The sequence below is a fragment of the Streptomyces doebereineriae genome (genome assembly GCF_031845645.1).
In the GTDB taxonomy this organism is placed as follows: domain Bacteria; phylum Actinomycetota; class Actinomycetes; order Streptomycetales; family Streptomycetaceae; genus Streptomyces; species Streptomyces canus.
Window position 1 is genome coordinate 1 of the sequence record NZ_JAVREZ010000007.1, and the last position, 12,827, is coordinate 12,827.

A 12,827-nucleotide genomic window follows, 5' to 3' on the forward strand; every position below is an offset into this window, starting at 1 on the left:
ACCGTGATGCAGGCCCTATCACCCCGAAGTGCCCGCGAACTGCGAAAGGTTGTCAGCCGGTCAGACGCCGTCTGGGACCGTCCATCCCCGCTCTATCACGCGGACGGTAGATAAAGAACAAGCTGAGCGCGGCGACGGTACGGCGGTACCCGGTGCTTGTCATCGGTGGACCCCTCGTGGCAGGAGCGGTGGGCGCCGCACACTCAAGCACCGCCGACATCAGCCCGCAAGATGTCACGCAGAATCTGTAATTATTCGACAGGGCGATGAGAGAGTCGTGGATCTCAGCCGCGCGGGGCTTGCGCGGTGGACCCCCGGACCACCAGCTCGGGTTCGAAGAGCAGTTCCTCGGGCGGTACGGCGCTGCCGCCGACCTGCGCGTTCAGCAGCTCCACGGCGGCCCGGCCCATGGCCTCGATGGGCTGGCGGACGGTGGTCAGCGGAGGTTCGGTGCAGTTCATCAGGGCGGAGTCGTCGTAGCCGACCACCGAGACCTGGCCCGGCACGTCGAGTCCCTTGCGGCGGGCAGCCCGGATGGCACCGAGGGCGAGGGGGTCGCTGGCGCAGATGAAGCCGGTGACCCCGCGGTCGATGAGCCGGGCGGCCGCCGCGTGCCCGCCCTCGATGGAGAACATGGCCCGTGCCACCCGCTCCTCCGGCAGCTCGCCGAGCCCCCGCGCCGCGGCCAGCTTGCGGGCCGACGGCATGTGGTCCGCGGGCCCCAGGACCAGCCCGATCCGCTCGTGCCCCAGGGAGGAGAGATGCCGCCAGGCCTGCTCGACGGCCACCGCGTCGTCGCAGGACACGCCCGGGAAGCCGAGGTCGTCGATGGACGCGTTGACCAGCACGACCGGGATGTTCCGGTCGGCGAGCCGCCGGTAGTGGTCGTGCGGCGCGTCCGCCTGGGCGTAGAGCCCGCCGGCGAAGACGACGCCGGAGACCTGCTGCTGCAGTAGGAGATCCACGTAATCGGCCTCGGACACCCCGCCCTTGGTCTGGGTGCACAGCACCGGGGTCAGCCCGAGCTGGGCCAGCGCCCCGCCGATGACCTCGGCGAACGCCGGGAAGATCGGGTTCTGGAGCTCCGGCAGCACCAGCCCCACGAGTCGCGCGCGCTCACCGCGCAACTGTGTGGGCCGCTCGTACCCGAGCACGTCCAGCGCCGACAGCACCGCCTGCCGGGTGGCCTGGGAGACTCCCGGCTTGCCGTTGAGCACCCGGCTGACCGTGGCCTCACTGACCCCGACCTTCTTCGCCACCTCGGCAAGTCGTCGCGTCATGAACGCAAGAATAGCGCAAGTTATGCAAGCTGTTTGCGTAAACGGGACAGTGGACACGCCACGGCGTCAGACCCGGCTTCCCGTCGCCGTGTCCGCCGACAGCCGCTGAGCCGCGTAGATCGGAAGCACGGACAGCAGCACCGGCACGGCCGCCACCACGTTCACCGCCGGTGCCTGTTGCGGGCGGGTCATGTTGTTGAAGATCCAGATGGGGAGGGTCTCGACGCCCGGTCCCGCGGTGAAGGTGGTGACGACGATCTCGTCGAAGGAGAGGGCGAAGGCGAGCAGGGCGCCCGCGAGGAGGGCCGAGCGGACCAGGGGGAAGGTGACGTCGATGAAGGCGCGGAAAGTGTTCGCACCCAGGTCCATCGCGGCCTCCTCGTAGGAGCCGGGAGTGCGGCGGAGCCGGGCGACGACGTTGTTGAAGACCACGACGATGCAGAAGGTGGCGTGGCCGACGACCACGGTGAACAGGCCGAGGCCGACGCCCAGCGGCTCGAGCACCGTGCTGAACGCCGAGTTGAGGGCGATGCCCGTGACGATTCCCGGGAGCGCGATCGGCAGGACGACCACGAAGGAGAGGGCGTCCCGGCCGAAGAAGCGGTACCGGGCCACGGCGAAGGCGATGAGCGTTCCGAGGACCAGTGCTATTGCAGTGGCGCCGAGGCCCGCCTTGACCGAGACCCACAGCGCCGCACGGGCGCCCGAGTTCTCCCAGGCCACCGACCACCAGTGCAGGGTCAGCCCCGGCGGGGGCCGGCTCGCGCTCCGGTCCGGGTTCAGGGAGTTGACGAGGACGAGCACGAGCGGGACGTAGATCACCGCGAAGCCGAACCCGGCGGCGACGCGCAGTGCGATACGGGCGGAGCGGGACAGTTGCACGAGGCTCCTCTACAGGGATGTTGGAGTAGACGAGGTTGCCGATCAGCTGGGTCTTGCCGCCGACGATCTGCACGGTGATGTAGTCGCCCAGGCTCAGTGAGAACGTGAAGATCGACCCGGCCGCCACCGACGGCAGCACCATCGGGAGCACCACCGACCGGAAGGTCCGGCCGGCCCGCGCCCCCAGGTCGGCCGAGGCGTCGAGCAGGCTGGCGGGCAGCTGCTCCAGCGCCGTGTGGATCGGCAGGATCATGTAGGCAGCCAGAGGTACGTCAGCGTCAGCACGGCCGCGGTCAGTCCGAACCCCGGGCCGCTCGGCCCGACCGCTTCAGCATCCAGTCGGCGAGCCCGCCCTCGGAGAGGATCAGCCGCCAGGCGTACACCTTGACCAGGTAACTCGCCCAGAGCGGGGTGAGGATGGCGACGACCAGCAGCGGGCGCCGCCTGGGCCGTGCGACCCGTGCCGTGTAGAAGGCGACCGGGAAGGCGATCACCGCGCACAGGACGGTGACGGCCAGCGCCACCCCCACGCTCCGCAGGATCACCTGCCGGAACACCGGCGTGGTGAACAGCTCGCGGACGTTGTCGTTCGACCAGCGACTAGGAGCAGGGAGAGCCGGAGGCGGGGGCGGCGGTGCAGCGCCCCCGCGGTCCGCGTCAGCAGGGCCATGCCTCAGCCCTTGATCTCGGTCCAGGCCTGGACCCACTTGGCGTACGGCACGCACTTGACGTTGGCGACGGGCAGGCCCGGGCGGGCCGGCGGGGTGCGGCTGATGCCGTGCGAGGGGGTGCCGCTGGTGCTCGTGGTGGCGGAGTGAGCCGGATGGGGTGGCCCCGTGGAACACCCTTGCTCCACGGGGCCCGACATTTACTGACGAGGCGCCGTCGACGACCTGAACGCCGACGGTGCCCGTCAGGCCTGGGGGGTGGGGACCACCGAGAGATGAGTCGTCGCGCGACGCGGGCGGCGCCGGGTGGGAGCCGGGCGGAGCACGAGGGTCAGCCGGGTGTAGCCCAGGTCGCGCAGGGTGCGCGGGGTCTCGTCGACGACCCGGCAGTCGGTGGCGCCCCAGCGCGGGTCGGGGTGCACCAGCGGGCGCACGGAGCCGTCGTGCTCCACGGCCCGCTCGCCGACCGCGCGGATCCAGTGCGGCAGGCCGTGCCGGTAGGCGGCGTCCATGATCGGGTCCTGGGCGATGTCCCGGCGGATCGCCTGGATGCCGTGGTCGTGGCCGTGCCGCTCCACCGCGGCCGCGAAGTGCGCGAGCATCGGCAGACACCAGCGCGATTCGTGCTCACCGAGGACACTGCTCGCGTCGGGGTGGAAGAGGACGAACCGGAGGAAGTTGTCGCCCGGCATGGCCGTCGGATGCGGACCCACGGCACGGAAAAGTGACGCGAAAGCGGCGTTGGCGAGGACGACGTCCCAGCGGTGGTCGAGGACGACGGACGGGAAGGGGACGGCTTCCAGGAGCGTGGCGTAGTCCTGAAGATACGCCTGGGCTTCGAGCCCCTCGGGGACGGGCCGCAGTTCCGACGGCTGCCCACCTGCCTGATATGCCATCGGGAGGTCACCCCTCTTGCCTATGCGGCCTTCACGCGGCGCCTTGATCCTGCTTCCCCGGAGCGAGTGGTGTCAACTATCGTGGCATTCCGTAGCGGTTGACGGCTGAAATTGGCCACAGTTGTGGCGACACCTGGATGTGAGTTCGAACAACGGGCTACTCTCCGGGAAGTTCACGGCGACCGCCTGTGAGTAGTCGGGTGAGAGACGTAGGAGATCTGTCGGTGTCGGATGGCTTCGAGAGCCCGGACGACGCGGCAACGGTCGTGCTGACGGCCGTCGTCGCCCGCGTCACCGCACTCTCCGACCGGCTCGGCGTGCCGCACGCGCAGGTCTTCGACACCGGTCGGCTGTCCGTCGCCTCGGGTGTCCCCGAGCCCGTGGTCAAGGCCCTGCTGAGCGGGCGCCCGGCGGGTGAACCGGACGTCCAGGCGCGGTTCCTGCAGCGGCTCGACCTGTTGCGCCGCACCCGGCTCAAGCCCAACGGGCGCAAGTACACCCAGCAGGAGATCGCCGACGGCGCGGGCATGTCCCGGCAGCAGGCGGGCGCCCTCATCAACGGCGACCGGCGCCCCACCATGGAGCACTGCGACGCCATCCAGCGGTTCTTCCGGGTGCACGCCGGGTTCCTGACGGCCGAGGACCCCGAGGCGCTCGCGGGTGCGCTCCAGCACACCGAGCAGGAGCTCCTGCACAAGCTCGCCGACCGGGACCGGGCGGCCGCCGCGGCCGCCCACGACCCGTTGGAGCGACTGCTCCAGGACCACGGCGTCCGCGGGATCGCCTGGCGGGCCGCGCAGCTGCCCACCGACCAGCACCGTGACAAGGTCGCCGAGTGGCTGGACATGCTTCTGGAGAGCGTCAAGCGGCCCGAGTCCTGATCCTGGAGACAACTGTGGGCATCGGTAAGCACATGCGCCGCCTGAGCGGCGAGTTGGTGGCGGAGCTGGAACTCGACGCCCCGGCACGGCCCGAGGACCTCTACGGCGCCCTGTGCGACGCGATGAGCAGACGCCGGGGCCGCCCGGTCCACTTCCGTACGGCGCCCTTCCCGCCCGGCACGGCCAGCGGGCTGTGGCTCGACATGGCCGACCAGGACCTCGTGGTGATCGAGGAACGCACCGCCCCCGACCACCAGTTGGTCATCCTCGGCCACGAGCTGTGGCACATGAACGCCGGCCACTGCTCCCACCACGTCGAGGGCGCCGCGGTCGCCGCCCGCCTCCTCAGCGACGACGCCGATCTCCAGGACACGGTCCGCAAGGTGGCCGCCCGCAGCCGCTTCGAGCTCGACGACGAGCGGGAGGCGGAGAGCTTCGGCCTGCTGCTGGCCAGCAAGTGCCGGACGTGGCTGGCCGGTTCGTCGCTGCGGGGGCCGGTGCAGCGGGACCGTCTGGCGGGACGGATCGAGGCGTCGCTGGGGTATCTGGGGCCACAGGGCTGAGCCCGGCCCGACGTCACGTCGCGCTGCGTTCGCTCGCCTCTCTCAAGTCACGGTCCACGCCACGAGCCCGCGAGGTGCCGGGGCCGCCGTCCCGGAGCAGTTGCCTCCAGTGGTCACGGCTCCAGTCCGCCGGGGCCGTGGTCGCCGTGAACTCCTCGACCAGCGAGACGAACCGCGTGGGATCGCTGTGGAACGGGAAGTGACCGGCGCCCTCGAAGATCTCCAGGCGGCTGCCCGGCATCGCCTCGTGCGCCCCGAAGGCGTGCCGGACGGGTACCACGCTGTCCCGGTCGCCCCACAGGAGCATGGTCGGCATGCCTTCGGTGAGGTAGCAGCGGTCGAGCATGGTGACGACCTGGCCACGCCAGTCGACGACCGCGCGCAGGGTGCGGATGAAGGCGTTGCGGGAGGTCTCGTCCGGGAGCGCGTCGACGAGGTTGAGCAGATCCGGGGCGTCCTGGCCGAGGTCGGTGTCCAGCAGCTTCATCAGGCGGACGGCGAGCCCCACTTGGAGCCGCATGCCGGGCAGCCGCAGCGAGGACAGCATGAGGTGGGCGCCGGGCAGGGAGACCAGCCGCAGCACGGGGTTGACCTCGCGGCCCACACCGCCGGCGCTGACCAGGATGAGCCGCTCGGTGCGCTCGGGGAACTGGTAGGCGAACTGCATGGCCACTCCCCCGCCCAGGGAGTGCCCGACGAGTGTGGCCGACTCGATGTTGAGGGTGGTGAGCAGATCACGGACGCCGTTGGCGTACGCGGCCACCGAGTAGTCGGCCCGCGGCTTGTCGGAGTCGCCGTGACCGAGCAGGTCGGGGGCGATCACGGTGTGGGTGCGGGCGAGGTCGGGAATCAGCTCGGCCCAGGTCGCCGAGGAGTCGCCGATGCCGTGGATGAGGACGAGCGGCGGTCCCTCGCCCGCCATGCGGAAGGCACGGCGGTAACCGTGCACCACGCGGTACTGCAACTCCAGTTCTGCGTCGCCCACCGAGCGCAGCCGGACGGCGCGCACCGGGCGCCGGCGCGGGTCGTCGACCATGTACTCGCCTCCCGTTCCCCTGGCCGCGGATCAAGACGGCCGAAAGCCCTTCCTCCCAGCGTAGGACCGCTTTCCCCCCGGTGATTTCGGTGAGGTTTCGCCTCCGCTAAGCGGGCGAACGCAGGGGCGAGGAAGCCGGATTGTCAGTGGTGGACGGCAAGCTGGAGATGCACGCCCGTACGGGCTGCGACCGACGCGCCCCGTCCGGGGGTGCGACCGACGCCGACTTGGGGAGAGCCGCCGATGCCCACCGCCGTACTGACCGACCGTGAGCGCACCGCCGTCCAGGCCTATCTGCGGCTGTTGCACACGGTCCGAGCCGCCTTCGACACCGCGGCCGGCCCGCCCGACACCGCCCGACCACCGGTCGTCCCGCCGGCGGTCCTCGCCGAGGCCGAACAGGCGCTGGCGGACGCGGGCCTCGCGGGCAACGAGGAGGCGTTCTTCCGGCTGCTCCAGAGCTGGTGTCCGCCGGAGCCGTAGAGACGAGACGTACGACCCGCGCCGTGTGCTCAGGCGTGCGGCACGGTCATCGACGTCGCGACCAGACCGCCCTGGACCGTCCAGCGGCCCTCGAGGACGCCGCGGCGCTCGCCGCCCACCAGCGGGCCGGGGACGAGGAGTTCGGCGCGCAGAGTGCCGCCGGAGGGCCGTGCGGGGTCGACGAGGATCTCTATGTCGGCCTCGCTGAAGTCCAGCCACTTGCCGGTGAGCGGGAACCACGCCTTGTAGACGGACTCCTTGGCGCTGAACAGCAGCCGGTCCCAGTGGACCGCGGGGTACGTCCCGGCGAGTTCCCGCAGCCTGACCCGTTCCCCCGGCAGGGAGACACTCTCCAGCACGCCTTCCGGGAGCGGGCCGTGGGGTTCGGCGTCGATGCCGAGGGAGGCCAGGTCGGCGGCACGGACCAGGGCGGCGGCGCAGTAGCCGTCGCAGTGGGTCATGCTGCCGGTGAGACCGGCCGGCCACCGCGGGGCGCCGCGTTCCCCGGGCAGGACCGGCTGCGGCGGCACCCCGAGTTTCTCCATGGCCCGGCGGGCGCAGGCCCGCACGACGGTGAACTCACGGCGGCGTTTGGGGACCGCGGGGGCGACGAGCGCGGCTTCCTCGGGGTACAGCGTGGCGTGCTCCGGCTCGTCGTGACCGTAGGCCTCGACGGCGACCACCGTGTCCGGCAGGAGTTCTTCGATCACCGTGCGCCCACCTCCCTGGGCACGATCCGGCGCAGCCGTCCGGGCGGCTCCGGCCGCTTGCGCCACTCCCGCGGGTAGCCCACCGACACCTCCTCGAAGCGGACGCCCTCGTGCCAGGTGGTCCGCGGGATGTGCAGATGGCCGTAGACCATGGTCTCGACGCGGAACCTGCGGTGCCAGTCGGCGGTCAGCGTGGTGCCGCACCACATCGCGAACTCGGGGTACCACAGGACGTCCGTGGGGTGCCGGTCCAGCGGGTAGTGATTGATCAGGACCGTGGGCAGGTCGTCGGGGAGCGCGGCGAGTCTGCGCTCGGTCTCGGCGACCCGGGCCCGGCACCAGGCCTCGCGGGACGGGTAGGGATCGGGATGCAGCAGGAACTCGTCGTTGCAGACGACACCGGTGCCGTGCGCGTATTCCAGGCCCTGCTCCTTGGTGGCGCAGCCGGCCGGCAGGAAGGAGTAGTCGTACAGCAGGAACAGCGGGGCCACGGCGACGGGGCCGCCGGGGCCGTCCCAGACGGGATAGGGGTCCTCGGGGGTGAGGACGCCGAGGTCCCGGCACATCTGGACGAGGTGCTCGTAGCGGGCGACCCCGCGCAGGGTGACGGTGTCCTTGGGATGGGTCCACAGTTCGTGGTTGCCGGGGGCCCAGACGACCTGGCGGAAGCGTCCGGCGAGAGTCTCGAGGGCCCAGCGGACGTCGGCGACGGTCTCGGCGACGTCACCGGCCACCAGGAGCCAGTCGTCGTCGGTGTCGGGGCGCATCCGCTCGACGAGGGAGCGGTTCTCGGGATAGCCGACGTGCAGGTCACTGACGGCCAGCAGCTGGGCCGCACCACCGGCCGTAGACGTCACCTCTCGCCCCTTCCGAGCACCCGGGTGGGACCACGAGAACACATTTGTTTTCCTGGTACAAGAGTGGCCCGGGGCGGCGGAGCTTCATGATCGGGAATTCCGTAACACGGGTGTTGCACGCGTGCCCCCTGGAAAGCCGTATGATCGCCCCACCACCACCGCTCTGAATCTTCCCTTCGCAAGGGGCGGTTTGGTGACCCTCCAACCACCCTGCCCGGGCACGGGCCTGCTTCGCCCTGCCCGCAAACCCCGAAAGGCGGCCTGCATGCTCTCTCGCGTACGCGTCTGGCTCAACCGCACGTACGCGGAGAACGTGTTCTTCATGGATCAGTTGCGGCGAAATCCCAGCGCCAGAGCCGTCGAGATCCATGCGACGCACGGAGACGCCGACTCCCCCGTGCTGGCCGCCGCCGACACCGCCGAGCTGGAGCCGGAGGGGCTGTCCCCGGCCGCCTATGTCGAGTTCGCCCTCGACCAGTGCCAGCGGCGCGGCATCGACGTGTTCGTGCCCCGGCTGCACCAGGCGGCGATCGTGGCCCACCGCGCCGACTTCGCCGCGATCGGTACGGCGCTGCTCGCACCGCCGCCGGAGGCCGTAGCCGTCTTCCACGACAAGGTCGTCGCCTACGAGGCGGTCCAGGCGGTCGGCGTTCCGGTGCCGCCGTGGTGGCGGGTGCGGACGGCGGACGAGCTGGTCGCGGCCGTGGAGGAACTGGAGGCCGGCGGTCACAAGGCCTGCTTCAAGCCCGCGTCCGGCGCGGGCGGCGTGGGCTTCCGGGTCATCACGCGCGCGCCCTTCTCGCTCGCGCAGCTCAACGGGTTCCCCAGCCCGTACGTGTCACTCGACACGGTCGTCGAGGCGCTCGCCCAGGCCGACGAGCAGGTGGACTGGCTGGTCATGCCGCGTCTCGAGCAGCCGGAGGTGTCGGTGGACACGCTCACCGGGACCGACAACCGGGTACGGCTGGCGATCGGCCGCACGAAGAACGGGCGGCGGCGCGGGTTCACCCAGCACGAGCAGTGGCTGGAACCGGCCCGGCTGATCGCCGAGGGGTTCGGGCTGCACTATCTGTCCAACATCCAGTTCCGGATGTTCGGTGACCGGCCCGTGCTCATGGACGTCAATACGCGGCCCGCGGGTGGGCTGCACCAGCTCTCCCTGTGCGGGGTCAACGTGCCTTGGGCCGCTGTGCAGTTGGCGCTCGGCGAGGACACCGGGGTGATCGAGCCGCCGTTCCTGGGGCAGGACTACACGGTGGTGTCGGGGCTCAGGCAGTTGCGGCCGGTGTCGGTGCCTCATCAGCGGGTCGAGGAGGTCGAGCCGTTGTTGCCTTCCGTTCCCGCACCTGCACCTGTGGTGGAAGCGGCTCAGGCCCTGCCGCTCTAGGTAGTTCCGCGCCCCTTGGGCAGCTCCCCTCGACCGGTATGGACCAATCTCGCCACTCATCTTGACAGGCGGATTGGTCCATACCAACTTGGTTGCGCACCCCTTGCACCTCTCTGCACTCCCGAACGCCCCCATATCTTCAGGGAGATCGCGTGCGCAACCCACTCAGACGTTCCAGACTTCTCGCTCTCCTCGGCTCCGCCGCACTGGCTTTCGTCGGTGCCGTCGCTCTGCCCGGCACGGCTCAGGCAGCCAACGTCCTGACCAACCCCGGCTTCGAATCCGGGAACCTCTCCCCCTGGACGTGCACCGGCAACCTCGGCTCGGTCGTCTCCTCGCCCGTGCACGGGGGCGCCAAGTCCCTTCAGGGCGCGGTGAGTTCGAGCGACAACGCGCAGTGCAGCCAGACCGTCGCCGTCCAGCCGAACACCACCTACAACCTCAGCGGCTGGGTCCGCGGCTCCTACGTCTACCTCGGCGTGAACGGCGGTTCCTCCACCTGGACCTCGTCCCCTTCGGCGTACAGCCAGCTCACCACGAGCTTCACCACCGGCGCCTCGCAGACCAGTGCCACCGTCTACGTCCACGGCTGGTACGCCCAGGGCACCTACTACGCCGACGACATCAGCCTCGACGGGCCCGGCGGGGGCGGTGGTTCGGACACGCAGGCGCCGAGCGCGCCCGGGAGTCTGCGGTCCACCGGGAAGACCTCCTCCAGCGTGTCCCTCGCGTGGAACGCCTCCTCCGACAACGTCGGGGTGACCGCGTACGACGTCTACAGCGGGTCGAACCAGGTGCTGAGCGTGTCCGGCACCAGCGCGACCGTGAGCGGCCTCGCCGCCAGTACCTCCTACACCTTCACCGTGAAGGCCCGGGACGCGGCCGGCAACGTCTCGGCGGCCTCCAACGCCGTGTCCGTGACGACCGACGCGGGCGGCGGTGGCGGGACCGGGTTCAAGCAGGCCGCCCCCTATCTCTACCTCGGCTGGGGTGATCCGCCGAGCGCGACCTCGGTGATGAGCGCGACCGGCATCAAGTGGTACACGATGGCCTTCATCCTCTCCTCCGGTGGCTGCACCCCCGCCTGGGACGGCAGCAGGCCGCTGACCGGCGGAAACGATCAGTCCGTCATCAACTCCATCCGGTCCGCGGGCGGTGACATCGTCCCGTCGATCGGCGGCTGGAGCGGCAACAAGCTCGGTCCGAACTGCTCGACGCCCGAGGCGCTGGCGGGTGCCTACCAGAAGGTGATCGACGCGTACGGCCTCAAGGCCATCGACGTCGACATCGAGAACACGGACGAGTTCGAGAACGCGACCGTGCAGGACCGGATCCTGAACGCCCTGAAGATCGTCAAGGCCAACAACCCGGGCCTCAGGACCATCCTCACCTTCGGCACCTCGACGACCGGGCCGACGTACTGGGGCAACCGGCTGATCGAGCAGGCCAAGGCGCTGAACGCGAACATCGACGTCTTCACGATCATGCCGTTCGACTTCGGTGGCGGCAGCGACATGTACGGCAACACCGTGAACGCGTCGGAGGGGCTGAAGACCAAGCTGAAGTCGACCTTCGGGTGGGACGACGCGACGGCCTACGCCCACCTCGGGATCTCCGGTATGAACGGGCTCAGTGATCAGCAGGAGTTGACGAGCACGGCGATCTGGACCCAGATCCGTGACTGGGCGAACTCCCGTCACATCGCCCGGCTCGCGTTCTGGTCGGTCAACCGGGACCGGCCGTGCCCGGGCGGCGGAGTGACGAGCAACTGCTCCGGCATCAGCCAGAACAACTGGCAGTTCACCTCGATCACGGCCGGCTTCACCGGCTGAGCCGAACGGCCGTCAAGCAGCCGGACGCCCCCACGCCTGTGCCGACTCGGGCAGGCGTGGGGGCAGTTCGGCAACGGAGCACGGACCTGAGGTGGCCCTCAGAACCGGCCGGCCCCTCGGTACAGCTCCGCTTCCCCGTCCAGTTCGACCTTGAGCACCGTGGCGTACGGATCGAGATCGGCCTCGGCGGGCGGGTCGATCCACACGATGCCCACGGCCTCGTGGAGTCCGCCGACCACCTGGTGCCCGAGCTCGGCCCCGGTACCCAGGACGGTGACCTTGCGGACCGGGGTGACCAGCCCTCGCAGCCCGACCTCGGCGCGCGGCGCGTCGAAGAGCACCAGATAGAGCGTCCGGCCGTCCGCGGAGAGCGTGCTGGGCCCGTAGTGGTGCCCGGCGGGCAGCCCGCGCACCGTCCCGTACACGGCCTCGGAGTGCTTGCGGATCCACTCCCCCAGACCCTCCAGCCGCTCCACCTGAGGCTCGGGGATGGTGCCGTCCTCCATCGGGCCGACGTCGAGGAGCAGATTGCCGCCCCCGCCGATGGTCTCGGTGAAGTAGCGGATCAGCTGGGCGAGCGACTTGTGGTGGTGGTCGTGGTGCTGGTACCCCCACGAGTCGTTGATCGTCAGGCACAACTCCCAGGGACCGTCGGGCGGTTCGATGGGAGCGCCCTGTTCGGGGGTGGCGTAGTCGCCCTCGCTGAGCATGCGCGCGTTGAAGACGACGTCCGGCACGTACGACCGTATGAGCGCGGCGAGTTCGGGGATGCGCCACTGCTCCTCGCTGCGGTCCCACTCGCCGTCGAACCACATCAGGTCGGGCCGGTAGCGGGAGGCGAGCTCCCGGATCTGGCCGTCGCGGTAGGCGATGAACCGCTCCCAGGCCGCCAGGTCCTCGTCCTCGGCGGCGACCTCGGAGTAGCGGTTGTCCTCCTGCTCCGGCGGGCGGCCCGGCTTGCGCGTGGAGGCGTAGTCGGGATGGTTCCAGTCGGAGTGGGAGTAGTAGAAGCCGACCTTGAGGTCCTTCTCGCGCAGGGCCTCGGCGTAGGGGCCGACGTAGTCCTTGCCGAGGTTCAGATCGCCGTACTCCGTGTCCCACAGGGCCACGCCGTCATGGTGACGGGTCGTCAGCACGGCGTACCTGGCGCCGGCACGGGCGAACAGGTCGGCCCACTCACGGGCGTCGTACTCCGCCCCCGTGAAACGCTCCAGCTGGGACATGTACTGGTCGTGCGGGACGATGTCGTCGTAGAACGACCAGGACTCCTGGACGCCGTCCACGGCGTAGATGCCCCAGTGGATGAAGATCCCCAACTTGGCATCGGTGAACCAGGGTTGCATCGGCACGGG

13 protein-coding genes and 1 pseudogene are annotated in these 12,827 nt (G+C 70.2%); 5 read left to right on the forward strand and 9 right to left on the reverse strand.

Annotated features, from left to right (window positions below):
• Positions 1-284 precede the first annotated feature (284 nt).
• The 5 genes and pseudogenes from RNB18_RS21045 to RNB18_RS21065 all read right to left on the reverse strand — a co-directional run bounded on the left by RNB18_RS21045 (position 285) and on the right by RNB18_RS21065 (position 3,726).
• Complete coding sequence (locus RNB18_RS21045; RefSeq protein WP_311715638.1) at positions 285-1,280, reverse strand: LacI family DNA-binding transcriptional regulator; 996 nt, start codon at positions 1,278-1,280, stop codon at positions 285-287.
• 66 nt (positions 1,281-1,346) lie between these two features.
• Complete coding sequence (locus RNB18_RS21050; RefSeq protein ID WP_311715639.1) at positions 1,347-2,162, reverse strand: ABC transporter permease; 816 nt, start codon at positions 2,160-2,162, stop codon at positions 1,347-1,349.
• Positions 2,146-2,832: pseudogene (locus RNB18_RS21055) on the reverse strand (ABC transporter permease); the annotation flags it as partial. The gene RNB18_RS21050 and the pseudogene RNB18_RS21055, both read right to left, overlap by 17 nt.
• Before the next feature lie 3 nt (positions 2,833-2,835).
• Positions 2,836-3,030 carry a hypothetical protein gene (locus RNB18_RS21060; protein ID WP_311715640.1) on the reverse strand — a complete coding sequence of 65 codons (195 nt, stop codon included), beginning with the start codon at positions 3,028-3,030 and terminating at the stop codon, positions 2,836-2,838.
• 45 nt (positions 3,031-3,075) lie between these two features.
• On the reverse strand, positions 3,076-3,726 hold the full coding sequence (locus RNB18_RS21065) for an MmyB family transcriptional regulator (RefSeq protein WP_311715641.1): 651 nt from the start codon (positions 3,724-3,726) through the stop codon (positions 3,076-3,078).
• 224 nt (positions 3,727-3,950) lie between these two features.
• Between RNB18_RS21065 and RNB18_RS21070 the strand changes: the two genes are divergently transcribed.
• Both RNB18_RS21070 and RNB18_RS21075 read left to right on the forward strand, forming a co-directional pair.
• The gene (locus RNB18_RS21070; RefSeq protein WP_311715642.1) at positions 3,951-4,607 is read left to right on the forward strand and encodes a helix-turn-helix domain-containing protein; all 657 of its coding nucleotides are present in this window, start codon (positions 3,951-3,953) and stop codon (positions 4,605-4,607) included.
• A gap of 32 nt (positions 4,608-4,639) precedes the next feature.
• Positions 4,640-5,170: a toxin-antitoxin system, toxin component gene (locus tag RNB18_RS21075; RefSeq protein WP_311716018.1), complete on the forward strand. Its 531-nt coding sequence runs from the start codon at positions 4,640-4,642 to the stop codon at positions 5,168-5,170.
• Between the two features lie 13 nt (positions 5,171-5,183).
• Here RNB18_RS21075 and RNB18_RS21080 read toward each other — a convergent pair whose 3' ends face one another.
• The gene (locus tag RNB18_RS21080; protein ID WP_311715643.1) at positions 5,184-6,206 is read right to left on the reverse strand and encodes an alpha/beta fold hydrolase; all 1,023 of its coding nucleotides are present in this window, start codon (positions 6,204-6,206) and stop codon (positions 5,184-5,186) included.
• 243 nt (positions 6,207-6,449) lie between these two features.
• Here RNB18_RS21080 and RNB18_RS21085 point away from each other — a divergent pair, with 243 nt between their 5' ends.
• Positions 6,450-6,689: a hypothetical protein gene (locus RNB18_RS21085; RefSeq protein WP_280861405.1), complete on the forward strand. Its 240-nt coding sequence runs from the start codon at positions 6,450-6,452 to the stop codon at positions 6,687-6,689.
• 29 nt (positions 6,690-6,718) lie between these two features.
• Here the strand turns inward: RNB18_RS21085 and RNB18_RS21090 are convergent, their stop codons facing one another.
• Positions 6,719-7,399 (reverse strand): 4'-phosphopantetheinyl transferase family protein, encoded by a 681-nt coding sequence (locus RNB18_RS21090; protein ID WP_311715644.1) that lies wholly within the window; start codon positions 7,397-7,399, stop codon positions 6,719-6,721.
• Positions 7,396-8,256: a metallophosphoesterase family protein gene (locus tag RNB18_RS21095; RefSeq protein ID WP_311715645.1), complete on the reverse strand. Its 861-nt coding sequence runs from the start codon at positions 8,254-8,256 to the stop codon at positions 7,396-7,398. The genes RNB18_RS21090 and RNB18_RS21095 overlap by 4 nt, the downstream gene beginning before the upstream one ends.
• A 265-nt stretch (positions 8,257-8,521) precedes the next feature.
• Between RNB18_RS21095 and RNB18_RS21100 the strand changes: the two genes are divergently transcribed.
• Together RNB18_RS21100 and RNB18_RS21105 are read left to right on the forward strand one after the other, a co-directional pair.
• On the forward strand, positions 8,522-9,643 hold the full coding sequence (locus RNB18_RS21100) for an ATP-grasp domain-containing protein (RefSeq protein WP_311715646.1): 1,122 nt from the start codon (positions 8,522-8,524) through the stop codon (positions 9,641-9,643).
• Between the two features lie 152 nt (positions 9,644-9,795).
• Positions 9,796-11,475 (forward strand): carbohydrate binding domain-containing protein, encoded by a 1,680-nt coding sequence (locus tag RNB18_RS21105; RefSeq protein WP_311715647.1) that lies wholly within the window; start codon positions 9,796-9,798, stop codon positions 11,473-11,475.
• 98 nt (positions 11,476-11,573) lie between these two features.
• Here the strand turns inward: RNB18_RS21105 and RNB18_RS21110 are convergent, their stop codons facing one another.
• Positions 11,574-12,824: an alpha-L-fucosidase gene (locus RNB18_RS21110; protein WP_311715648.1), complete on the reverse strand. Its 1,251-nt coding sequence runs from the start codon at positions 12,822-12,824 to the stop codon at positions 11,574-11,576.
• Positions 12,825-12,827 lie beyond the last annotated feature (3 nt).